This is a genomic window from Thioalkalivibrio sp. XN8 (genome assembly GCF_011058255.1).
Lineage (GTDB): Bacteria > Pseudomonadota > Gammaproteobacteria > Steroidobacterales > XN24 > XN24.
Window position 1 is genome coordinate 1 of the sequence record NZ_JAALFH010000049.1, and the last position, 22,312, is coordinate 22,312.

The window sequence follows — 22,312 nt, forward strand, 5'->3', positions numbered from 1 at the left end:
GCTGCGGCCTCGGGCGCCGGCAGGAAGACCGGCGGATCCAGCAGCACCGTGTACTCGCGCAGGATGCGGCCGCCGCTCCAGCTGGCCTCGAGCAGGAAGGTCATGAAAGGCTCGACGATCGCGCTGGCGGAGGTGATGCGAATCACCGCGCCGCCGGGGCCGTTGCGCACCACCTGGAACTGCAGCTCGTCGAAATAGGCCGGCCGCGCCAGCCCGTAGCGGCTGAAGGCATCGGCGGAAGCGAGCTCGACCTCGAGGCTCTCGAGTTCGCCGGGGCCAGCCACGCTCAGGCCGATCTCGGCGTCGAAGGGCTGGTTGAGGTAAGAGTTGAGCCGAATCTCGCCAAGGCCGAGCGACAAGGCCGCGCCCGGTGCAAGGATCAGAGAAAGCACCCCAATAAAAATCAGCTTGCGCGACATTGTCACTCCCTGGCTGCGACCCTGCGCAGGCGCGCCACGACCGAGGCCCGGCCGCCGTGCGCCATCAACAAAACCGTTTCACATAATTTGCGGAATATAGACTTACAGCTGGTTTTTTACAAAAGTTTCAGCAATCTGCACGCTGTTCAAAGCGGCGCCCTTGCGGATGTTGTCCGCCACGATCCACATGCTCAGGCCGCGGGGATGCGAGATATCCTCCCGGATACGCCCGACGAAAACCGGGTCGGCCCCGCTCGCATCGGTGGCCGCCGTCGGGTAGCCGCCGGGCTGCCGGCGGTCCAGAACCTGGATCCCAGGCGACTTCCTTAACAGGCTGCGCGCCTGCCGCGCCGTGATCTTGTCCACGGTTTCGAAGTGTACCGCCTCCGAGTGGCCGAAGAACACCGGGATGCGGACGGCGGTCGCGTTCACGCCGATGGCCGGATCGTCGAAGATCTTGCGCGTCTCCCAGCACATCTTCATCTCTTCCCGGGTGTAGCCGTTGTCCTCGAAGACATCGATCTGGGGCAGCGCATTGAAAGCCAGCTGGCGGGGGGTGAGCATCTCGCCCAGCGGCCGGCCGTTCATCAGCTGCGCGGTCTGGCGCGCGAGCTCCTCGAGCATGCTGCGGCCGGCGCCGGACACCGACTGGTAGGTGGCCACGTTGATGCGCGTAATGCCGACGGCGTCGTAGATCGGTTTCAGGGCCACCACCATCTGGATGGTGGAGCAATTCGGGTTGGCGATGATGTTGCGCTGGCGCGCCCCCTCGAGCGCCTCGGGATTGACCTCCGGCACGACCAGCGGCACGTCGTCGTCGTACCGGAAGCAGGAGGTGTTGTCGATCACCATGGCGCCGGCCGCCGCCGCCCGGGGCGCGTGCTCGCGCGAGACCGAGCCGCCGGCCGAGAACAGGGCCAGGTCCACGCCCGCGAAATCGAACGTCGCGAGATCCCCGACCAGCTGCGAGCGGCCCGCGAACCCGAGCCGCGTGCCGGCCGAGCGCTCGCTGGCGAGGAGGTGCAGCTCCCGGACCGGGAACTTGCGCTCCTCGAGACAGGCCAGCATGGCCTCGCCGACCAGCCCGGTCGCGCCCACCACCGCCACCGAAAAGCCCTGTTTACTGCTCATCGCTCACCCGTATGCCCGTCGTCGCTGCCCGTCGCCCCGGCCGGCGCCGCCGCCGCGCCCTCGTAGCCGGCGAGTCCGCGCCAGGCAACCAGCGCGGCGATGCCGGCCAGCGCGGCGGCTCCCGTCCAGGTCAGCGCCGGCCCGCCCGCCGACCACGCGTAGCCGCTGGCGAGGCTGCCGAGCGCGCCGCCGACCCCGAATCCCACCGCACTGTACAACGCCTGCCCCCTGCCTTGCAGCCTGCCCGGGAAGGCCCGGTGGATCAGCAGCACGGCCACGGCGTGGAACAGGCCGAAGGCCGCCATGTGCAGGGTCTGGGCGAACACCAGGACCGGCAGCCAGGCGGCGCCCCAGGCGGTAAGCAGCCAGCGCAGCGAACTCGCCGCCAGCGCGAAGACCAGCAGCGGGCGCGAGCCGAAGCGCTCGATCAGCCAGGGCGTGGCCAGGAACACCAGCACCTCGGCGGCGACCCCCCAGGCCCAGAACAGCCCGGCGACCGCGGTGCTGTAGCCCAGGCGATCGAGGTAGATGGTGAAGAACACGTAGTAGGGCCCGAACGCGGCCTGCTGCAACGCGCAGACCACCAGGAGGGCCAGCACCCACGGCCGCCGCAGCGCCGGGCCGAGGCGGAAGGACGAGCTCGCGCCGGCGGTTGCGGGCGCCGGCGGCACCAGCCAGATCGTGATCATGGTCGCGGCCACGATCAGCAGGAGCCCCAGCGGCACCAGGCCGACCCGCGCGCCGGCGAACACCAGCCCGCCCAGGATCACCGCCACGATGAAGCCCACCGAGCCCCACAGCCGCACCAGGCCGTAGCGATGCGGCCGGGTTCCGAGGTGGTTCAGCGTGGTGGCTTCGAACTGCGGCAGCAGGCCGGTCCACGGCAGGGCGAAGGCGGCGAGTCCTATGGCCGTGGCGAGGAAGCCCGACGCGCCCCACAACAGCGCCGCGCCGCCGGTGGCCAGCAGCGCCCCGACGCGCAGGGTCAGGTCGCGCCGCCCGCTGCGGTCCGCGGCCCAGCCCCAGAAGCCCGGCGCCAGGATGCGCATCGCCATCGGGATGGCCATCAGCTGGCCGATGGCGACGGCGCTGAAACCCTGGTGCTGGAGATAGAAAGCGAAGTACGGCACGATCACGCCGATCGCGCCGAAGTAGCACAGGTAGAAGGCAGACAGCCGCGGATACAGGCCCGCCGGCACCTCCTGGGCCGGGGCGTTGCCGGCCTCAGGCAGGGGCATCGGGCAGCGCCGGCGCGCCCGGCACGACACCCGCGTTCTGGCCCCGATGACGCAAGAGGTGATCCATCAGCACCAGCGCCAGCATCGCCTCGGCGATCGGGGTGGCGCGCAGCCCGACGCAGGGATCGTGCCGGCCCGTGGTCACGACCTCGGCCGCTTCGCCGCGCACGTTCACCGTGCGTCCCGGCAGGCGCAGGCTGGAAGTGGGCTTGATCGCCATGCTGACGCGGATCGCCTGGCCGGAGGAAATGCCCCCCAGCGTGCCGCCCGCATGGTTGGACAGGAAGCCGCCGGGCGTGATCTCGTCGCGGTGCTCGGTGCCCTGCTGCTCGACCACGGCAAAGCCGTCGCCGATCTCGACGCCCTTGACGGCGTTGATGCCCATCATGGCGTGCGCGATGTCGGCGTCGAGCTTGTCGAACACCGGCTCGCCGAGACCCGGCGGCACGCCGGTGGCGATGACGTTCACCCGCGCGCCGATGGAGTCGCCCGACTTGCGCAGCCGGTCCATGTACGCTTCGAGCTCGGGCACCCGGGCGGGGTCCGGGCAGAAGAAGGGATTGTCGTCGACCGTGTCGAGGGCGACCGGCTCGAGCCGGATCGGCCCGAGCTGGGCCAGCCAGCCGCGGATGTCGACGCCCAGCCGGGTCGCGAGGTATTTCCGCGCCACGGCCCCGGCCGCCACGCGCATCACCGTCTCGCGCGCGCTCGAGCGGCCGCCGCCGCGGTAATCCCGGAAGCCGTACTTGTAGGCCCAGGTGTAGTCGGCGTGGCCCGGCCGGAAGAGCTCGGCGATTTTCGCGTAGTCCTTCGGCTTGGCGTCCACGTTCTCCACCACCAGGCCGATCGGCGCGCCCGTGGTGCGACCCTCGTACACGCCCGACATGATGCGGACGCGATCGGGCTCGCGGCGCTGGCTGACGTGGCGCGACTTGCCGCTGCGGCGGCGCTCGATGTCGCGCTGGAGGTCTTCCTCGTCCAGCTCCAGCCCCGGCGGGCAGCCGTCGATGATGCAGCCGAGGCCGGGGCCGTGGCTCTCGCCGAAAGTGGTGACGGTGAAACTGCGGCCGAAAGTATTGCCCGACATCAGACCAGTTCCTCCGCGGTCAGGAGGAACACGCCGCTGCCGCCGCGCTCGAATTCCAGCCAGGTGAACGGCAGGTCCGGCCAGGCGTCCATGACCGCGGCGGCGGAATTGCCGACTTCGACCACCAGCACGCCTTCTTCGGCGAGGTGATCGCGCGCCCCCTCGAGGATGCGGCGCACGATCGCCAGCCCGTCCTCCGCCGCGCGCAGGGCGAGGTCGGGCTCGTGGCGGTATTCCGGCGGCAGCCCGGCCATCTCGGTGTCGCCCACGTAGGGCGGGTTGCTGACGATGAGCTCGTAGCGCCGGCCCTCCACCGGCGCCCACAGGTCGCCCTCCAGCACCTGGACCTGGTCCTCCAGCCCGTGGCGCGCCACGTTGCGGCGCGCGACCTCGAGGGCCCCGGGCGACAGCTCTACGGCATCGACCTCCGCCGCGGGGAACGCCATGGCGCAGGCGACGGCGATGCAGCCGCTGCCGGTGCACAGGTCCAGCACCCGGGTCACGCCGTCCTCGCGCACCCAGGGCTGGAAGCCCTGCGCCGCCAGCTCGGCGAAGGGCGAGCGGGGAATCAGCACGCGCGGGTCGACATGGAACGGCAGCCCGGCGAACCAGGCCTCGCCGACGAGGTAAGGCGCCGGCACCCGCTCCTCGACGCGGCGTTCGAGCAGGGCCGCCACCGCCTTGCGCTCGGGCTTCGTCAGGCGGGCGCCGTACAACTCGCGCGGCAGGTCGTGGCCGAGATGCAGGGCATGGCGCACCAGCACCAGCGCCTCGTCCACCGGGTTGTCGGTGCCGTGGCCGTAATGCAGGCCGGCCGCGGCGAAGCGGCTGGCGCCCCGGCGCACGAAGTCGGCAATGGTCTTCAGCCCCTGGTAGGGATGGTCGTTGGAACTCACGGCGGCACTTTGTCCCGGGGCCCCCCGCGGGCCAGGACGCTCATCATAACCGAGCCCCGCGCAGTGGCGGTCGCGCCGCCAGGCTGTGAGATAATGCCCGGCATGCCCAGGAACACCTTTCTCGCCATCGCCATCGTGCTGGCCATCGCAGCGGCCGTCGCCGGCGCCTGGCTCGCGGCCAATCTCGGCGCGCCGCAGCCGCCCGAACAGGCCCGCGTACTCACCACCCCGCGGCCGGTGCCCGCCGTGCCGGCGATCGACCAGGCCGGGCAGCCGTTCGGCCCCGAGGCGCTCCGCGGCCGCTGGACCATGGTGTTCTTCGGCTTCACCCACTGCCCGGACATCTGTCCCGCCACCCTCCAGGTGCTGGCCGGCGCGCGCCAGCTGCTCGACGACCTGCCGCCCGAGGAGATGCCGGCGGTGGTGATGATCTCGGTCGACCCGGGCCGCGACACGCCGGAGCGCCTGGCCGAGTACGTGCCGTTCTTCCACCCGGAGTTCCGCGGCGTGCATGTGCCGGCGGCGAACCTGGCCGAGCTCACGCGCGTCTTCGGCGCCGCCTATGCCTACTCGCCGGCCGGCGACGACAGCTACACCGTCGACCACACGGCGTCGCTGTTCCTGGTCGACCCGCAGGCGCGGGTGGCGGCCGTATTCCCGACCCCCCACACCGCGGCCGGCGTCGCCAGCGACCTGCGCCGCATCATCGAACTGGAGAAGTGACGATGAGACTGATCGTTCTCGCCGCCGCAGCGTTGCTGGCGGCCTGCGCCCCTGACCAGGATGCCCCGCCGGCCGCGACTTCCGCCGCTCCGGCCGCCTCGAGCGCCGCCGCAGCGCCGGCCGTCACCGGCGCCTGGGTGCGCCAGGTGCCGCCGGCCGCGCGGATGACCGCCGGCTATCTGCAAATCACCAACCCGGGCAGCGAGCCGCTGGTGATCGTCGGCGCCGAGAGCCCGCTGTTCAACGCCGTCGAGGTGCATGGCACCGAGATGGTGGACGGCATGGCGCGCATGCGCCTCCAGGACAGCGTCACCGTGGCGCCGGGAGACACCGTCAGCTTCGAGCCGGGCGGCCTGCACCTGATGCTGATGCAGGCCGTCGAGACCATCCCGAGCGAGGGCGAAATCCCGCTCGCGCTGCTGCTGGCCGACGGCAGCCGGATCGACTTCACGGCGCCGGTGGGGCAGCCGGCCCAATAATGACGGCGCGCCTGTTCGCCTGGTTCCAGTACCTGCTGCCGCAACATGCGCTGTCGCGGCTGGTGGGGTGGCTGGGACGGCTCGAGCAGCCGTGGGCGCGGACCGCGCTGGTGCGGGGCTTCCTCGCGCTGTTCCGGCAGGTGGACCTGGAGGAGGCGGCCGAGCCCGACCCCCTGGCCTACGCCAGCTTCAATGCATTCTTCACCCGCGCGCTGGCGCCCGGCACCCGGCCCATGCCCGCCGATCCGCAGGCGCTGGCCTGCCCGGTCGACGGGCGGGTCAGCCAGTGCGCCGGCCTGGTGGACGGCACGCTGCTGCAGGCCAAGGGCTTCCGCTACCGGCTCGACCGGCTGCTCGGCGCTCCGGCACCGCCCGCACTGGCGGGCGGCAGCTTCGCCACCATGTACCTGGCGCCGTACGACTACCATCGCATTCACGCGCCGGCCGATTGCCGCCTGGTGGAAATGCGCTACCTGCCGGGCGCGCTGTTCAGCGTCAACGGCGCCACCGTCAGCGCCGTGCCCCGGCTGTTCGCCCGCAACGAGCGCGTGGTGTGCCTGTTCGAGACGGCCTTCGGCCCGATGGCCATGGTGCTGGTCGGCGCGCTCAATGTCGGCTCGATCGCCACCACCTGGGCCGGCGAGGTGGCGCCCGGCGCCGACCGCCAGGCCCACGCCTGGCGCTACCCGGAGAGCGGGCCCGGCGCGGTGCGCCTGGCGCGCGGCGAGGAACTCGGGCGCTTCAATTTTGGCTCGACGGTGATCGTGGTCCTGCCGGAAGGCGGGCCGCGGTTCGCTGACACCATCCGCGCCGAGCGCCGGGTGCGGCTGGGCGAGACGCTCGCCGCCTGACCCGGCCGCCGGCTACCACGCCAGCGCTGCGGCCAGCGTCTCGAGCCCGGCCGCGTCGGCGGCATCGAAGCGCGCCGGCTCCGGGCTGTCGATATCCAGCACGCCGATGATCGCGCCGGTCCCGTCCCGCAGCGGCACCACCACCTCCGAGCGGGAGGCTGCGTCGCAGGCGATATGGCCGGGGAAGGCATGGACGTCGTCGACGCGCTGGCTGCGCCGCTCGGCCACCGCGGCGCCGCAGACGCCCCGGCCGACCGGGATGCGCACGCAGGCCGGCTTGCCCTGGAACGGGCCCAGCACCAGCTCGTCGCCCTGCAGGAAGTAGAAGCCGGCCCAGTTGATGCGCGGCAGCGCCTGGAACACCAGCGCGGCGACGTTCGCCGCGTTCGCCACGCGGTCGGGCTCGCCCGCGGTCAGGGCGCGGGCCTGGGCGGTGAGCTCGCGGTAGAAAGCCGGCTTGTCGGCGTAATCGGGCGCGCTGGTCTCGTGCATCGTTGAATCCTCAGTCGTGGTGCCGCGCGACGGCCGGCTCAGGCATCGCCCCAGCCGAACGCCAGCACGGTGCGGATATCATCGGCCCCGGCCAGCAGCATGACCAGCCGGTCGAAACCCAGCGCCACGCCGGCGCAGGCCGGCAGGCCGTGCTCCAGGGCCGCCAGGAGCCGCCCGTCCACCGGCGGCGCCGCCAGCCCGCGGGCGGTGCGCGCGGCCAGGTCGGCGCTGAAGCGGGACCGTTGCTCGGCGGCGTCGGTGAGCTCGTGGAAGCCGTTGGCCAGCTCCATCCCGCCCAGGAACAGCTCGAAGCGCTCCGCCACCGGCGGGTCGCCGGGACGAACCCGGGCCAGGGCGGCGTGGCTGGCCGGGAACTCGTGAATGAAGGTGGGCCGCGCCGGATCCAGCGCCGGCTCGACCAACAGCGCCAGCGCCAGGTCGAGGCCCGCGGCGAGGTCGTCCTCGAGCTCTGCCGGCGCGGCGACCCCGGCCGCCCGCAAGGCCGTCGCGACCCCGGCGGCGTCGACCGCAAAAGGATCGAAGCCGGCGTGCGCGCGGAAGGCCTCACGGTAGGTCAGGCGCGCGGTGGGCCCGAGCGGGCGCCGGCCCGCGGCAAGGGCCCGGAGGAAGCCGTCGACCTCGTCCATCAGCCGGGCGGCGTCCCAGCCCACCCGGTACCACTCCAGCAGGCTGAACTCCGGGTTGTGCCGCCGGCCCTGCTCGCCGCCGCGGAACACCCGGGCCAGCTGCCAGCAGTCGCCCACGCCTGCGGCCAGCAGGCGCTTCATCGGAAACTCCGGCGAGGTGTGGAGCCAGCCCTCGAGGCCGCCGCCCGGGGCCCGGACCTGCAGGCTCTCGAGGTGCAGGTCGGTGGCCGCCGCGGCCGAGAGCTGCGGCGTCTCCACCTCGAGCAGCCCGCGCGCCGCAAAGAAGGCGCGGCATTCCGCCAGCAGCGAGGCGCGCAGCCGCAGCGCCGCGAGCGACGCCGTCGGCTGCCAGGGCGGGGAATTACTTGACGCGGGAGACGTAGGCACCGGTGCGGGTGTCGACGCGGATCACCTCGCCTTCCTCGATGAACAGCGGCACGCGCACCACGGCGCCGGTCTCGAGCTTGGCCGGCTTCTGGCCGCCGGTGGCCGTGTCGCCGCGCACGCCGGGGTCGGTCTCGACGATCTTCAGCTCGACGAAGTTGGGCGGCGCGACCAGCAGCGGCTGGCCGTTCCACAGCGTCACCTGGCAGAGATCCTGTTCCTTCAGCCAGTCCTTCGCCTCGCCCACCACCTTCTCGTCGGCGGCATGCTGCTCGAAGGTGTCGGGCACCATGAAGTGCCAGAACTCGCCGTCGTAGTAGAGGTACTGCATGTCGGTGTCGACGACGTCGGCGCCCTCGACGGATTCGCCCGACTTGAAGGTCTTCTCGTTGACGCGGCCGGTCTTGAGGTTACGGAGCTTCACCCGGTTGAACGCCTGGCCCTTGCCGGGCTTGACGAACTCGTTCTCGAGGATGACGCAGGGGTCGCCGTCGAGCAGCAGCTTCAGGCCGGAACGGAACTCGTTGGTACTATAGGTCGCCATGGATTTACCCGCGGGTGGGCCGGTGTCGGGCCGAAATGGGGAAAGTGGTTTGCGTAAGCAGGCAATGATAACGCCCGGGACGGCGGCGCGTCACTTGGAGCCCTGGCGGCGCGAACTGGCCGCCGCGGTGACCGACCCCGCCGAGCTGCTGGAGCTGCTCGGGCTGGATCCGGGCCTGCTGCCGGGCGCGCGCGCGGCGACGGCGCACTTCGGCCTCAAGGTTCCGCGCAGCTTCATCACCCGCATGCGGCCCGGCGATCCGCACGACCCGCTGCTGCGCCAGGTGCTGCCGCTGGGCGCCGAGACCCTGGAGACGCCGGGCTACGGCGCCGACCCGGTCGGCGATCTCGCGGCCCTGCGGGCGCCGGGCGTCCTGGCCAAGTACCGCGGCCGGGCGCTGCTGATGACCACGGGCGGTTGCGCCGTCAACTGCCGCTACTGCTTCCGCCGCGAGTTTCCCTACGACAGCGGCGCCCTGACGCCCACGCGCCTGTCGGCCGCGGTGGCGGAACTGGCGGCCCTCCCCGGGCTCGACGAGGTGATCCTCTCCGGGGGCGACCCGCTGGCGCTGCCGACGGCGCGCCTGGCGCGGATCACCGCGGCGCTGGCCGGCCTGCCCGGCTTGCGGCGGCTGCGGCTTCACACGCGCACGCCGGTGGTGTTGCCCGCCCGCGTCGACGAGCTGCTGCTCGGCTGGCTGCGGGGGCTGCCGTGGCCGGTCGCGATGGTGGTGCACGTCAATCATCCGCGCGAGCTGTCGCCGGAGCTGCGCGCCGCCCTGGCGGCCCTGGCGGGCACCGGCGCCCGCCTGCTGAACCAGGCCGTGCTGCTGCGCGGGGTCAACGACGACGCCGAAGTCCTGGCCGAGCTCTCGGCCGCACTGTTCGACGCCGGCGTGCTGCCGTATTACCTGCACCTGCTGGACCGCGCCCGCGGCACCGCCCACTTCGAGGTGCCGGCAGCCGAGGCCGTGGCATTGCATGGGGAGCTGGCGGCGCGGCTGCCCGGCTACCTCGTGCCGCGGCTGGTGCAGGAGGTCGAAGGCGCGCCGGCGAAGCTGCCCGTCACCGGCCTTGGGTGACCGGTTTGCGGTGCTAGAATGGCGCGCCTGCGGGAGAGGAACCAGACTTGAGCGAAACCACTGCGGTCCCGGTCGTCGTGCTGAGCCGGCACGAAGAAAACGCCGAAGCTATCAACCAGGCGCTGCGCAACAGCGGCCGCGCGGCCCATGTGCTGCGCCTCGATGACGCCGGCGACCTGGCCGACCACCTGGCGCCGGACCAGTGCGAATTGCTGGTAGTTTTCGCCGACGAGAGCGAGAACCTGCTGCTCACGGCCGCCGCCGTGCTGGAAGCGGTCGGCGCGGAAGTCCCGCTGATCAGCTGCCGGGAGGCGCTCGACGAGACCGTCATCGCCGACGACATCGCCAACGGGGCCGAGGACGCCGTGACCCTGCAGCGCAAGGACCGCACCGCGGCGGTATTCGAGCGGGCACTGCGCACGGAAAAACTCAATCGCGCGCTCAAGAGCGCCATTCACAGCGCCTCCAGCTACCGGGAGCAGCTGCACAAGGTCGTCGCCAGCACGGGCGACGCCATTGCCCACGTCGGCGAGGGCGTGGTGCTGGACGCCAACCGGGCCTGGGCCGACCTGTTCGGCTTCGACGACGAGAACGAGCTGCCCGGCCTGACCTTCATGGACCTCTTCGCCGCCCAGCACCAGCCGGCGATCAAGGGCGCCCTCGTGGCCTGCATGCAGGGGCGCTGGCCGCCGCAGGGCCTCAAGGCCAACGGCGTCAATCGCAAGGACCAGCCGTTCAGCCTGGTGCTGGAGCTGGAGCCGGCCCGCTTCGACGACGAGGACTGCGTGCGCGTCCGGGTCCCGGCGCGGCCGCAGGAAGACGAGGAGCAACTGGCCGCGCGGCTGCAACAGGCGCTGCGGCTGGACCAGAGCACCGGGCTGTACACGCGGCGCCACCTGCTGGAGACCATCGGCGCGCGGCTGCGCGAGGAACTGCCGGCCGGCATCCTGGCGCTGGTGGTTTTCCGGGTCGACGACCTGGCCGGGCTGCAGCGCCAGGTGGGCGCCAGCGGCCTGGAGCTGGTGATGGCCGGCGTCGGCGACCTGCTGCGCGACAGCATGCAGTCGCGCGATCTCTACGGCCGCTTCGCCACCAGCGAGTTCGGCGCGCTGGTCGCCCGCGGCACGCGGCGCGACCTCAAGGCCTGGGCCGCCAGCGTGATCGCCCGGGTCGGCCGCACGCTGTTCGAGGCGGGCGGCAAGTCCGTGTCGCTGTCGCTCAGCGCCGGCGTCTCCATCGTCGACCAGGCCGGCATGAGCGTCGACGAGCTGCATGCCGATGCCAGCGACTCGCTGCACCGCGCGGCCGAGACCGCGGCGGGCCAGGTCGGCATGAGCCGGCGGGCGGAGGACTCGACCCGCATCGAGGAGCAGGACCGGCTCTGGGTCAAGCGCATCCGGCGCGCCCTGCTGGAAAACCGCTTCCGCCTGGCCCACCAGCCGATCGCGAGCCTGACCGGCGAAGAACGCGACCTGCACGACCTGTTCGTCCGCATGATCGACGAGCAGGGCGACGAGGTGATGCCGTCGCAGTTCATGAGCGCCGCCGCGCGCAACGACGTGGTCAAGAACATCGACCGCTGGGTGATCGGCGCGGCGATCATGTTCTGCAAGGAGCACCCCGGGGCCACCGCCATGGTGCGGCTGTCGCGGGACACGCTGCTGGACAACATGCTGCCGGCCTGGCTGGAAACCTGTCGCAAGAACAGCCACCTGCCCGAGGGCGCGATCGTGTTCCAGGTCACCGAGGAAGTGGCGTCCGGCCAGCTGAAGCAGACCCTGGACATGATCCAGCGGCTGAAGAAGATCGGCTTCGGCTTCGCGCTGGAGGCGTTCACCGCCAGCCATGCGTCCGCCCAGCTGCTCGGCCACCTGCCGATCGACTTCCTCAAGATCGACGGCTCGCTGATGCAGGGCCTGGCCGGCGACGAGCCGCTGCAGGAACGCGTGAAGAGCATCGTGCAGCAAGCCAAGGACCGCGACATCAAGACCATCGCCGAGCGCGTCGAGGACGCCAACACCATGGCCGTGCTGTGGCAGCTCGGGGTCGAGTACATCCAGGGCTACCAGATCAGCGAGCCCGAGGTCGTGCTCGCCGTCGAGTAGCCCCGGATCGCTAGAGGTCGGGCTCGAGCGCGTCCACCTTGCGCCAGCCGCGCGGCAGCAACGCGCCGCGGCGCGCCCGCTCCCCGAGATAAGGCTCCAGGTCGCGCGGCTTGAGGGTCATCACGCGCTGGCCGCTGGTCACCTTCAGCGCGGTGTCCGGCGGCAGCACCACGGCCGCCACCATCTCCTCCTCGCCTGCAGCGAACTTTTTCGCCTCGATCCCCAGCATCTTGTTGCCGCGGCCGCGCGCCAGCTCCGGCAGCTCCGCGACCGGGAAGCACAGCAGCTTGCCGGTGCTGCTGGCCGTCGCCACCAGCGCGCCCTCGGCCAGGGTCGCCGGGGCCGGCCGGAGCACCCGCGCCTTGCCGCTGGCCTTCAGCACGTGCTTGCCGCTGCGATTGCGGGAGGCCAGCTCAGCCAGCGGCGCCAGGAAGCCATAGCCGTCCGAGGCGGCGAGCAGCCACCGGTCCTCCGGCGCGCCGATCAGCACGCCGGCGAAACTGGCCCCGTCGGGCGGGTTGAGCCGTCCCGACAGCGGCTCGCCCTGGCCGCGGGCGGACGGCAGGCCGTGCGCCGGCAGGCTGTAGACCCGGCCGGTGCTGTCGAGGAACATCGCGGCCTGGTTGCTGCGGCCGCGGGCGGCCGCGAGAAAAGCATCGCCGGAGCGATAGCTCAGGCTCGACGGGTCGATCTCGTGGCCCTTGGCGGCGCGGACCCAGCCGCGCTGCGACAGCACCAGGGTGACCGGCTCGGCCGGCACCAGCGCGGTCTCGTCCAGCGCCTGCGCGGCCGCCCGCTCGACGATGGCGGTGCGCCGGTCGTCGCCGTGTTTCTCCGCGTCGGCGGTGAGTTCCTCGCGCACCAGCTTCTTCAGGCGCGCCTTGCTGCCCAGGACCTTCTGCAGGCGGTCCCGCTCCGCCGCCAGCCCATCCTGCTCGCCGCGGATTTTCATTTCCTCCAGCTTGGCGAGGTGGCGCAGCTTCAGCTCCAGGATCGCCTCGGCCTGCGTGTCCGACAGCCCGAAGCTGGCCATCAGCACCGGCTTGGGCTCATCCTCGGTCCGGATGATGCGGATCACCTCGTCGATGTTGAGGTAGGCGACCAGCAGGCCTTCGAGCACGTGCAGCCTGGACTCGACCTTGTCCAGCCGGTGCTGCAGCCGCCGGGTCACGGTTTGCAGGCGGTACTCCAGCCATTCCGCCAGCAGACCGCGCAGGTCCATGACCCGCGGCCGCCCGTCGAGGCCGATGATGTTGAGGTTGACGCGGATGGTGCGCTCGAGGTCGGTGGTGGCGAACAGGTGCGCCATCAGCGCCTCGTAATCCACGCGGTTGGAGCGCGGCACGATCACCAGGCGGATGGGGTTCTCGTGGTCCGACTCGTCGCGCAGGTCCTCGACCATGGGCAGCTTCTTGGCGCGCATCTGCCCGGCGATTTGCTCCAGCACCTTGTTGCCCGAGACCTGCCACGGCAGCGCGCTGATGACGATCTCGCCCTCCTCGCGCTCCCAGCCGGCCCGCAAGCGCAGCGTGCCGTTGCCGGTGGCGTAGATGGCGCGCAGGTCTGCGGCCGGCGAGACCAGCTCGGCGCCGGTCGGAAAATCGGGGCCGCGCACGTGCTCGAGCAGTTCGTCGAGCGTCGCCCCCGGGTGCTCCAGCAGGTGAATGCAGGCCGCCGTCACTTCGCGCAGGTTGTGGGGCGGGATGTCGGTGGACATGCCCACGGCGATGCCGGAGGCGCCGTTGAGCAGGACGTTCGGCAGGCGGGCGGGCAGCCGGACCGGCTCGCTCAGCGTGCCGTCGAAGTTGGGCTGCCAGTCGCTGGTGCCCTGGCCGAGCTCCGCCAACAGGGTCGCGGCGTAGGGCGTGAGGCGCGCCTCGGTGTAGCGCATCGCCGCGAAGGCCTTGGGGTCGTCGGGCGAGCCCCAGTTGCCCTGGCCGTCGATCACCGGATAACGGTAGCTGAAGGACTGCGCCATCAGCACCATGGCCTCGTAGCAGGCCGAGTCGCCGTGCGGGTGGAACTTGCCGATCACGTCGCCGACCGTGCGGGCGGATTTCTTCGGCTTCTGCCCGGCCGACAGCCCGAGCTCGCTCATGGCGTAGATGATGCGGCGCTGCACCGGCTTCAGCCCGTCGGTGATGTGCGGCAGGGCGCGATCCAGGATTACGTACATCGAGTAATCGAGGTACGCCTTCTCCGTGAATTCCTTCAGCGGCAGGCGCTCCACGCCCTCGAAATTGAGTTCCAGCTCCTTCACGGCGCCACCTCGGCGAGGTTGCCCTTGGTCTGCAGCCACTCGCGCCGGTCGCCGGCCCGCTTCTTGGCCAGCAGCATGTCCATCAGCTCGTGGGTCCGGTCGCCGGCGCTCAGCGTGAGCTGCACCAGGCGGCGCGTTTCCGGCGCCATGGTGGTCTCGCGCAGCTGGATGGCGCTCATCTCGCCGAGGCCCTTGAAGCGCGTCACGGTGACCTTGCCCTTGAGGTTCTCGGCCTCGATCCGGTGCAGCACGCCGCGCCGTTCGGCGTCGTCCAGCGCGTAGTACACCTGCTTGCCGACGTCGATGCGGAACAGCGGCGGCATGGCGACGTAGACGTGACCGGCGTCGACCAGCGCGGGGAAGTGGCGCAGGAACAGGGCGCACAGCAGGGTCGCGATATGCAGCCCGTCGGAGTCGGCGTCGGCGAGGATGCAGACGCGGTTGTAACGCAGCCCGCGCAGGTCGACCGAGCCCGGGTCGACGCCGAGCGCCACGCTGATGTCGTGCACTTCCTGCGAGGCCAGCACCTCCGACGGATCGACTTCCCAGGTGTTGAGGATCTTGCCGCGCAGGGGCATCACGGCCTGGAACTCCCGGTCCCGCGCCTGCTTGGCCGAGCCGCCGGCCGAGTCGCCCTCGACCAGGAACAGCTCGGTGCGTTCCGGGTCTTGCGAGGTGCAGTCGGCCAGCTTACCGGGGAGCGCCGGCCCGGTGACCACCCGCTTGCGCACGACCTTGCGGCCGGCCTTGAGCCGGGCGGTGGCGTTGCTGATCGCCAGCTGGGCGATGCTCTCGCCCGCTTCCGGATGCTGGTTGAGCCAGATGGCCAGCGCATCCTTGACCGTGCCGGAGACGAAGGCCGCGCATTCGCGCGAGGACAGCCGCTCCTTGGTCTGGCCGGAGAACTGCGAGTCCTCCAGCTTCACCGAGAGCACGTAGGCGACCTGGGCCCAGACGTCGTCCGGCGCCAGCCGCACGCCCCGCGGCAGCAGGTTGCGGAATTCGCAGAACTCCCTGAGCGCCTCGGTCAGGCCGGCCCGGAAGCCGTTGACGTGGGTGCCGCCCTGCACGGTCGGGATCAGGTTGACGTAGCTCTCCGTCACCGGCTCGCCGCCCTCCGGCAGCCAGGCGAGCGCCCAGTCGGCCGCCTCGGTGCCGCCCTGCACGCTGCCGACGAAGGGCTCGGGCGGGATGGCGGCCTGGCCCTGCAGCGCCTCCGCCAGGTAGTCGCCCAGCCCGCCCTCGTAGTGCCAGGTCTCGGTCTCGTCCTCGGCCTCGAGGTGCAGCACCACCACGAGGCCGGGACAGAGCACGGCCTTGGCGCGCAGCAGGTGCTTGAGGCGCGGCACGGACATCTTCGGCGAGTCGAAATATTTCTCGTCGGGCCAGAACCGGATGGTGGTGCCCGTATTGCTCTTGCCGACGGTGCCCACATCTTCCAGCGCGCCCGCCGGCTCGCCGCCGCGGAAGCTCATGTTGTATTCGCGCCCGCCGCGCTTGATCCACACTTCGAGGTTGCGCGACAGGGCGTTGACCACCGACACGCCGACGCCGTGCAGGCCGCCGGAGTACTGGTAGTTCTTGTTGGAGAACTTGCCGCCCGCATGCAGGCGCGTGAGGATCAGCTCGACGCCCGGGATGCCTTCCTGCGGATGGACATCCACCGGCATGCCGCGGCCGTCGTCCTCGACCTGCAGCGAGCCGTCGCGAAACAGCGTCACCGTGATCTTCTTGCAATGGCCCGCGATGGCCTCGTCCACGCTGTTGTCGATCACCTCCTGGGCGAGGTGGTTCGGGCGCGTGGTGTCGGTGTACATGCCCGGCCGGCGCCGGACCGGATCGAGCCCGCTGAGGACCTCGATCGAGGAGGCGTTGTAGTCGTTGCTCATGGGTTCCCCGTGCGTCCGCGCACGAGCGCGCGAACGGGAGACGATTCTAACGCAAGGCGCGGAGGCTTAGAACGGACGAAAAAACGCGGCGGCCCCCCAGCGGGCGCCGCCGCGTATCTCGCTCCGGGCGCGATGGCCTCGGGCGTTCAGTTCAGGTCGTTGACCAGGCTGGCGCGGGTGCTGTCGGGCACCGTGACGGCAACTTTCAGGTTGTCGTGGTCCACGCCCATGGCCAGGCCCACGCCGCCCTTGAGCGCCGCGGCCATCTCGTCGCTCAGCTCGAAGCGCATGAAGTGCACGGAGGAGGTCTTCTCCTCGGTGTCCCGCTCCAGGTCCTCGTCGGCGATCGCATAGACCTTGTCGTGGCCGTCCACCTGCACCCAGACCTTGTCCTCGACGCCGATCAGCCGGGCCAGCTCAAGCTTGCGTACGTCCACGTCCGGGTACTCGAGCATGAAGGTGGCCTTCCAGTTGCGGCCGTCCGGGATCAGCGGGTTGTAGGCGGAGAGCTCGTCCTCGATGCCCTCGGCCTCGAAAATGCGCTCGATGCGCAGCATCTCCTGCACCTGGTACTGGATGGTCAGCTCGTCCTCGAAATACAGGGTCGCGTTGGGGCCCAGGGCCACCTGGCGGTGCTTCTTGTGTTCCAGGACCTTGGCCCGGAAAGCAGGGCGCTCGCGCGCGTACTGCTCGAGGCTCATCAGGTCGCTTGCTGTCAGCTGGGTCATGGCAATCTCTCCGTCGATCTGTTGGCTGGGTCCCCGGGCGACTTCCCCCGTCGCTACCCGCGTCAGAGCCCGTAGGCCATCCTGAGCAGCGTCATCGGGTGCTTCGCATGCGTGCCGTCCTGCAGGCCGTGGGCGATCTGGTCGCCGGCCATCGGGCAATCGCTGACGAAATGGTCCGGCGCAGCGCCCTTCACCTTGTTCACCACGGGACGCGCGATCTTGATCGAGGTCTCGTGGAATTCCTTCTTCACCGCGTAGGTGCCGTCGTGGCCCGAGCAGCGCTCGATGGCTTCGACCTTGGTATCGGGCACGAGCGACAGGATGTCGCGCGTCTTGAGGCCGATGTTCTGCACGCGCAGGTGGCACGGCACCTGGTAGCTGACCTTGCCGAGCGGCTGGGCGAACTCGGTCTTGAGCTTGCCGCCCTTGTGGCGCAGCGCCAGGTACTCGAAGGGGTCGAACATGGCCGCCGCAACCTTCTTCACGTCTTCGCGCTCGGGGAACAGCAGCGGCAGCTCCTGCTTGAACATCAGCGCGCAGGAGGGCACCGGCGCGACCAGGTCCCAGCCCTCGTCCACGGCCCTGGCCAGGGCGGGAATGTTCGCTTCCATCGACCGTTCCACGGCCTCCAGGTCGCCGAGTTCCATCTTGGGCATGCCGCAGCACTGCTCTTTCTCGACCAGCTTCACGGGGATCCCGTTGTGCTCGAAGACCTTGACCAGGTCCTCGCCGACTTCGGGCACGTTGCGGTTGCCGTAGCAGGTGGCGAACAGCGCCACGCGGCCCTGCGTGCCCGCCACGGGCTCGCCCGCGCGCGCCGTGGGCTGGTTCTTCAGGCGGCTGCGCATGCTGCGCGAGTGGTACTTCGGCAGCGGCGCGTCACGGTGCACGCCGAGCACGCTCTCCAGCAGCTTGCGCCCGCCGGAGCTCGCATTCACGGCGTTGACCACTTCGGCCACCACCGGGATGCCGGCCAGCTTCCCGACCGCGTCGGTGGAAGTCAGGATGCGGTCGCGGCGGCTGGCGCCGTCCTTCCTGAAGCGCACCGCCTTGGCGCGCAGCATCAGGTGCGGGAAATCGACGTTCCACTCGTGCGGCGGCACGTAGGGACACTTCGACATGTAGCACATGTCGCAGAGGTAGCAGTGGTCGACGACCTGCCAGTACACCTCGCGGCCGATCCCGTCCACTTCGCCGGTGTCCGACTCGTCGACCGCGTCGAACAGCAGCGGGAAGGAGTTGCACAGGCTGAAGCAGCGCCGGCACCCGTGACAGATGTCGAACACGCGCTCCATCTCGGCGAAGAGCTTCTCTTCGTCCCAGAAATCGGTGGATTTCCACGCGACCGGATGCCGCGTCGGCGCCTCGAGGCTGCCTTCACGACGGGGGGTATCGAGCGACATGTGGCGAACTCCTTAGATCTGTCCGGGCAGATGCCGGGCCCGGAACCGGAACATGCGCGGGCGCCCGCCCGCGACGACGGCGGAGCGCCGCCGGCCGGGCCGGCGGCGCCCCCCTGCACCAGGGTGCTCAGCCGTCGAGGTTGTCGAGGGCCTTCTGGAAGCGGTTGGCGTGGCTGCGCTCAGCCTTCGCCAGCGTCTCGAACCAGTCGGCGATCTCGTCGAAGCCCTCGTCGCGCGCGGTCTTGGCCATGCCCGGGTACATGTCGGTGTACTCGTGGGTCTCGCCCGCAATCGCGGCCTTCAGGTTGTCCGAGGTGCCGCCGATCGGCAGGCCGGTGGCCGGATCACCCACGGCCTCGAGGTACTCGAGGTGGCCGTGCGCGTGGCCGGTCTCGCCCTCGGCGGTCGAACGGAACACGGTCGCGACATCGTTGTAGCCTTCCACGTCGGCCTTGGACGCGAAATACAGATAACGACGGTTAGCCTGGGACTCGCCCGAGAAGGCCTCCTTGAGGTTGTTCTCGGTCTTGCTGCCCTTCAGTTCTGCCATGGGTCTTTTCCTCCTGAGGTGATTCCCATTCCGGCCGGGCGGCCGGACAATTTCGGCTCCAGCCGCCGTCGGACCGGACCCAGGGGATACAGCCCGCTAATGCGACTTGGACTCAATTTAGACTTAGTCTAAATGACCACGGAAAGGTTAGTCCTGGCACCTCCGGCTGTCAACCGGACGCGGCGCCGCGCGACCGTTGCGGATTGATTCCGCGGCCGCCGCGCCGGTATCGTAGCCGCCTCTTTTATCATCCCGTGATCACGCCGATGCCCAAGCAGAAAACCGACGCTCCGCCGCCGCCGGCCGAGGCGGACACGCTGGACTTCGAGCAGGCCCTGGCCGCGCTCGAGCTGCTCGTGGCCGAGCTCGAGTCCGGCAACCAGCCGCTGGAACAGGCGCTGGCGTCCTTCGAGCGCGGGGTCGCGCTCACCCGCCGCTGCCAGGCGGCACTCCGGGCCGCGGAGCAGAAAGTCGAGATCCTGTCGCGCGACACCGACGAGGCCGGGCTCGAGCCGTTCGAGCCCGGCGAATGAGCTGGGCCGAAGAACTGTCGGCCTGCGGCGCGCGCGTCGAGGCCGTGCTGGAGCGTTGGTTGCCGCCATCCGGCCGGAAACCCTGCCGGCTGCATGAGGCGATGCGCTATGCGGCGCTCGGCGGCGGCAAGCGGGTCCGCCCCGCGCTGGTGTACTTCACCGGGCGCGCGCTCGGCGTGGCGCCGGAGCGACTCGACGGCCCGGCCGCCGCGGTAGAGCTGATTCACGCCTACTCCCTGGTGCACGACGACCTGCCGGCCATGGACGACGACGACCTGCGCCGCGGCCGGCCCACCTGCCACCGGGCCTTCGACGAGGCAACGGCGATCCTGGCCGGCGACGCGCTCCAGGTGCTGGCCTTCGAGATCCTGGCCGACGATCCCGCCATGACGCCGGCAACCGCCGGGCGGCTGGAAATCATCCGCCTGCTGGCGCGGGCTGCCGGCACCGCCGGCATGGCGGGCGGCCAGGCGATCGACCTCGAGGCCGCGGGCCAGGTGCCGTCCGTGGCCGAACTGGAACACATGCACCGCCTCAAGACCGGCGCGCTGATCCACGCCAGCGTGCTGATGGCCGCCGCCAGCGCGGACACGCTGCCGCCTGGCGCGGCGGCGGGGCTCGACCACTACGGCCGGGCGCTGGGCCTCGCCTTCCAGGTCCAGGACGACATCCTCGACGTAGAAGGCGAGACCGCGGTGCTCGGCAAGCGGGCGCACGCGGACGCCGCCCTCGACAAGCCCAATTACCCCGCCGTGGCCGGGCTGGAGGCCGCCAAGAAGCGCCTGCGCGAACTGCACGACGAGGCCGTCGGGGCGCTGGCGCCGCTGGGCGAGGCGGCTGCGCCCCTGCGCTGGCTGTCCGGCTGGCTCACCGAGCGCCGGCACTGACGGGCGGCCGGCCCGCCTTGGACAGGGCGCGCCGTCTGGCGGATAATCGGGAGCTTGTTTCCAGCAGGACGGCGCAACCGGCAAGGACATGAATCCCGAGGAGAAATATCCCCTGCTGTTCAGCATCCAGGCGCCGGCCGACCTGCGGGCGTTGCCGGAGGAGGCCCTGGAAGCCGTCACCCATGAACTGCGCGGTTACCTGGTCGAGACGATGGCCCGGACGGGCGGGCATTTCGCCGCCAACCTGGGCACCGTGGAGCTGGCCACGCTGCTGCACTACGTGTTCGACACGCCGCACGACCGGCTGGTATGGGACGTGGGTCACCAGGCCTACCCGCACAAGATTCTCACCGGGCGGCGGGACCGGCTGGCCAGCATTCGCCAGCAAGGCGGCCTGGCGCCCTTCCCGACCCGCTTCGAGAGCGAGTACGACACCTTCGGCGTCGGCCATTCGAGCACCTCGGTCAGCGCCGCCCTGGGCATGGCGATCGCGGCCAAGCAGAAGGGCGAGCGACGCCGCGTCGCCGCGATCATCGGCGACGGCGCCCTGACGGCGGGCCTGGCCTACGAGGCCCTGTGCCATGCGGGCAGCCTCGACGTCGATCTGCTGGTGATCCTGAACGACAACGACATGTCGATTTCCGAGAACGTCGGCGCCATGTCGAACTACCTGGCCCGGGTGCTCTCCGGCAAGCTCTATTCGCAGATGCGCGAAGGCAGCAAGAAGCTGATCCGCCGCATGCCGACGGTATGGGAGCTGGCCCGCCGCTCCGAGGAGCACATGAAGGGCATGGTGCTGCCGGGCACGCTGTTCGAGGAGCTCGGGCTGAACTACATCGGCCCGGTGGACGGCCACGACGTGGACGTGCTGCTGAAGACCCTGCGCAACGTGCGCGACCTCCCCGGCCCGCAGTTCCTGCACGTGGTGACGCGCAAGGGCAAGGGCTACGCGCCGGCCGAGGCCGACCCGATCCTGTGGCACGGCCCGGGCCCCTTCGACCCGGGCAAGGGCGAGATCCACAAGGCGCCCGCCAAGGGCAAGACCTATTCGGCCATCTTCGGCGACTGGCTGTGCGACATGGCGGCGGCGGACGAGCGCGTGATCGGCATCACGCCGGCGATGCGCGAAGGCTCCGGCATGGTCGAGTACTCGCGCCGCTTTCCGGAGCGCTACTTCGATGTCGGCATCTGCGAACAGCATGCCGTGACCCTGGGCGCGGGCCTTGCCTGCGAGGGTGCGCGGCCGGTGGTGGCCATCTATTCGAGTTTCCTGCAGCGCGCCTACGACCAGCTGATCCACGACGTGGCGCTGCAGAACCTGCCGGTGGTGTTCGCCCTCGACCGCGGCGGCCTGGTCGGCAACGACGGGCCGACGCACCACGGCGCCTACGACCTGTCCTTCCTGCGCTGCATTCCGAACATGACGGTGATGGCGCCGGCGGACGAGAACGAGTGCCGCCAGATGCTGTACACGGGCATCACCCTGGACGGGCCGAGCGCCGTGCGCTATCCGCGCGGCACCGGGCCCGGCGCGCCCATCGAGACGGGCATGACGGCGCTGCCGCTCGGCAAGGCGGAAGTGCGCCGGCGCGGCAAGGGCGTGGCCCTGCTGGCCTTCGGGGCCATGGTGCCGGTGGCCGAGCAGGCGGGCGAGGCGCTGGACGCCACGGTGGTGAACATGCGTTTCGTCAAGCCGCTGGACGAAGAACTGGTGCTGGCGCTGGCGAAGAGCCACTCCGCGCTGGTGACGCTCGAGGACAACGCGGTGATGGGCGGCGCCGGCAGTGCCGTGGGCGAATGCCTCGCGGCGCATCGCGTGCTGGTGCCGATGCTGAATATCGGCATTCCCGACCACTTCATCGAGCACGGCTCGCGCGGCGAGTGCCTGGCGGCAGCCGGGCTCGACGCCGGCTCGGTGCTCGAGGCGGTGCGCGCCTGGCGGCGCGCGCCGGACCTCCGTACCGTGGGAGAATCCTGAACCCGTC

The 22,312-nt window shown here is 70.8% G+C and carries 20 protein-coding genes and 1 pseudogene; 8 read left to right on the plus strand and 13 right to left on the minus strand.

Annotated elements, in window-relative coordinates:
- The 5 genes and pseudogenes from G6N75_RS05250 to prmB form a co-directional block, all read right to left on the minus strand.
- Positions 1-419, minus strand: a pseudogene (locus tag G6N75_RS05250) (pilus assembly protein FimV); the annotation flags it as partial.
- A 102-nt stretch (positions 420-521) separates the two neighbouring features.
- Positions 522-1,550: an aspartate-semialdehyde dehydrogenase gene (locus G6N75_RS05255; protein ID WP_165347305.1), complete on the minus strand. Its 1,029-nt coding sequence runs from the start codon at positions 1,548-1,550 to the stop codon at positions 522-524.
- A complete protein-coding gene (locus G6N75_RS05260; RefSeq protein WP_206202943.1) occupies positions 1,547-2,788 on the minus strand; it encodes an MFS transporter in 1,242 nt (413 codons plus the stop codon). The genes G6N75_RS05255 and G6N75_RS05260 overlap by 4 nt, the downstream gene beginning before the upstream one ends.
- Complete coding sequence (gene aroC / locus G6N75_RS05265; protein ID WP_165347306.1) at positions 2,775-3,875, minus strand: chorismate synthase; 1,101 nt, start codon at positions 3,873-3,875, stop codon at positions 2,775-2,777. The genes G6N75_RS05260 and aroC overlap by 14 nt, the downstream gene beginning before the upstream one ends.
- A complete protein-coding gene (gene prmB, locus G6N75_RS05270; RefSeq protein WP_165347307.1) occupies positions 3,875-4,771 on the minus strand; it encodes a 50S ribosomal protein L3 N(5)-glutamine methyltransferase in 897 nt (298 codons plus the stop codon). Before prmB ends, aroC begins: the two co-directional genes overlap by 1 nt.
- Before the next feature lie 102 nt (positions 4,772-4,873).
- On the opposite strand from prmB, the gene G6N75_RS05275 reads away from it, so the two are divergent.
- The 3 genes from G6N75_RS05275 to asd are packed head-to-tail and all read left to right on the plus strand — an operon-like array spanning position 4,874 to position 6,824.
- Positions 4,874-5,494 carry an SCO family protein gene (locus G6N75_RS05275; RefSeq protein ID WP_165347308.1) on the plus strand — a complete coding sequence of 207 codons (621 nt, stop codon included), beginning with the start codon at positions 4,874-4,876 and terminating at the stop codon, positions 5,492-5,494.
- A 2-nt stretch (positions 5,495-5,496) separates the two neighbouring features.
- The gene (locus G6N75_RS05280) at positions 5,497-5,973 is read left to right on the plus strand and encodes a copper chaperone PCu(A)C (protein ID WP_165347309.1); all 477 of its coding nucleotides are present in this window, start codon (positions 5,497-5,499) and stop codon (positions 5,971-5,973) included.
- Positions 5,973-6,824: an archaetidylserine decarboxylase gene (gene asd, locus G6N75_RS05285; protein ID WP_165347310.1), complete on the plus strand. Its 852-nt coding sequence runs from the start codon at positions 5,973-5,975 to the stop codon at positions 6,822-6,824. Before G6N75_RS05280 ends, asd begins: the two co-directional genes overlap by 1 nt.
- 12 nt (positions 6,825-6,836) lie before the next feature.
- Here asd and G6N75_RS05290 read toward each other — a convergent pair whose 3' ends face one another.
- From G6N75_RS05290 to efp, 3 genes are read right to left on the minus strand one after another with little or no spacing between them, the layout of a single operon-like run.
- The gene (locus tag G6N75_RS05290) at positions 6,837-7,316 is read right to left on the minus strand and encodes a GAF domain-containing protein (RefSeq protein WP_165347311.1); all 480 of its coding nucleotides are present in this window, start codon (positions 7,314-7,316) and stop codon (positions 6,837-6,839) included.
- A 38-nt stretch (positions 7,317-7,354) separates the two neighbouring features.
- On the minus strand, positions 7,355-8,350 hold the full coding sequence (gene epmA, locus G6N75_RS05295; RefSeq protein WP_165347312.1) for an EF-P lysine aminoacylase EpmA: 996 nt from the start codon (positions 8,348-8,350) through the stop codon (positions 7,355-7,357).
- Positions 8,325-8,891 (minus strand): elongation factor P, encoded by a 567-nt coding sequence (gene efp / locus G6N75_RS05300; RefSeq protein WP_165347313.1) that lies wholly within the window; start codon positions 8,889-8,891, stop codon positions 8,325-8,327. The genes epmA and efp overlap by 26 nt, the downstream gene beginning before the upstream one ends.
- 64 nt (positions 8,892-8,955) lie before the next feature.
- On the opposite strand from efp, the gene epmB reads away from it, so the two are divergent.
- A complete protein-coding gene (epmB, locus tag G6N75_RS05305; RefSeq protein WP_165347314.1) occupies positions 8,956-9,972 on the plus strand; it encodes an EF-P beta-lysylation protein EpmB in 1,017 nt (338 codons plus the stop codon).
- Between the two features lie 47 nt (positions 9,973-10,019).
- Positions 10,020-12,077: an EAL domain-containing protein gene (locus tag G6N75_RS05310; RefSeq protein WP_165347315.1), complete on the plus strand. Its 2,058-nt coding sequence runs from the start codon at positions 10,020-10,022 to the stop codon at positions 12,075-12,077.
- Positions 12,078-12,087: 10 nt separating this feature from the next.
- On the opposite strand, the gene parC is transcribed toward G6N75_RS05310, so the two are convergent.
- The 5 genes from parC to G6N75_RS05335 all read right to left on the minus strand — a co-directional run bounded on the left by parC (position 12,088) and on the right by G6N75_RS05335 (position 18,907).
- A complete protein-coding gene (gene parC / locus G6N75_RS05315; RefSeq protein WP_165347316.1) occupies positions 12,088-14,337 on the minus strand; it encodes a DNA topoisomerase IV subunit A in 2,250 nt (749 codons plus the stop codon).
- Positions 14,334-16,226: a DNA topoisomerase IV subunit B gene (gene parE / locus G6N75_RS05320; protein WP_165347317.1), complete on the minus strand. Its 1,893-nt coding sequence runs from the start codon at positions 16,224-16,226 to the stop codon at positions 14,334-14,336. Before parE ends, parC begins: the two co-directional genes overlap by 4 nt.
- Before the next feature lie 146 nt (positions 16,227-16,372).
- Positions 16,373-16,954 (minus strand): DUF3501 family protein, encoded by a 582-nt coding sequence (locus G6N75_RS05325; protein ID WP_165347318.1) that lies wholly within the window; start codon positions 16,952-16,954, stop codon positions 16,373-16,375.
- 62 nt (positions 16,955-17,016) lie between these two features.
- Entirely contained in the window at positions 17,017-18,357 is a 1,341-nt protein-coding gene (locus tag G6N75_RS05330) for a heterodisulfide reductase-related iron-sulfur binding cluster (protein WP_165347319.1), read from the minus strand.
- A 127-nt stretch (positions 18,358-18,484) separates the two neighbouring features.
- Positions 18,485-18,907 (minus strand): rubrerythrin family protein, encoded by a 423-nt coding sequence (locus tag G6N75_RS05335; RefSeq protein WP_165347320.1) that lies wholly within the window; start codon positions 18,905-18,907, stop codon positions 18,485-18,487.
- A gap of 266 nt (positions 18,908-19,173) precedes the next feature.
- On the opposite strand from G6N75_RS05335, the gene G6N75_RS05340 reads away from it, so the two are divergent.
- The 3 genes from G6N75_RS05340 (at position 19,174) to dxs (ending at position 22,305) form a co-directional block, all read left to right on the plus strand.
- A complete protein-coding gene (locus G6N75_RS05340; RefSeq protein WP_165347321.1) occupies positions 19,174-19,440 on the plus strand; it encodes an exodeoxyribonuclease VII small subunit in 267 nt (88 codons plus the stop codon).
- Positions 19,437-20,327 (plus strand): (2E,6E)-farnesyl diphosphate synthase, encoded by an 891-nt coding sequence (gene ispA, locus G6N75_RS05345; RefSeq protein ID WP_165347322.1) that lies wholly within the window; start codon positions 19,437-19,439, stop codon positions 20,325-20,327. Before G6N75_RS05340 ends, ispA begins: the two co-directional genes overlap by 4 nt.
- A gap of 88 nt (positions 20,328-20,415) precedes the next feature.
- Complete coding sequence (dxs, locus tag G6N75_RS05350; protein WP_165347323.1) at positions 20,416-22,305, plus strand: 1-deoxy-D-xylulose-5-phosphate synthase; 1,890 nt, start codon at positions 20,416-20,418, stop codon at positions 22,303-22,305.
- Positions 22,306-22,312 lie beyond the last annotated feature (7 nt).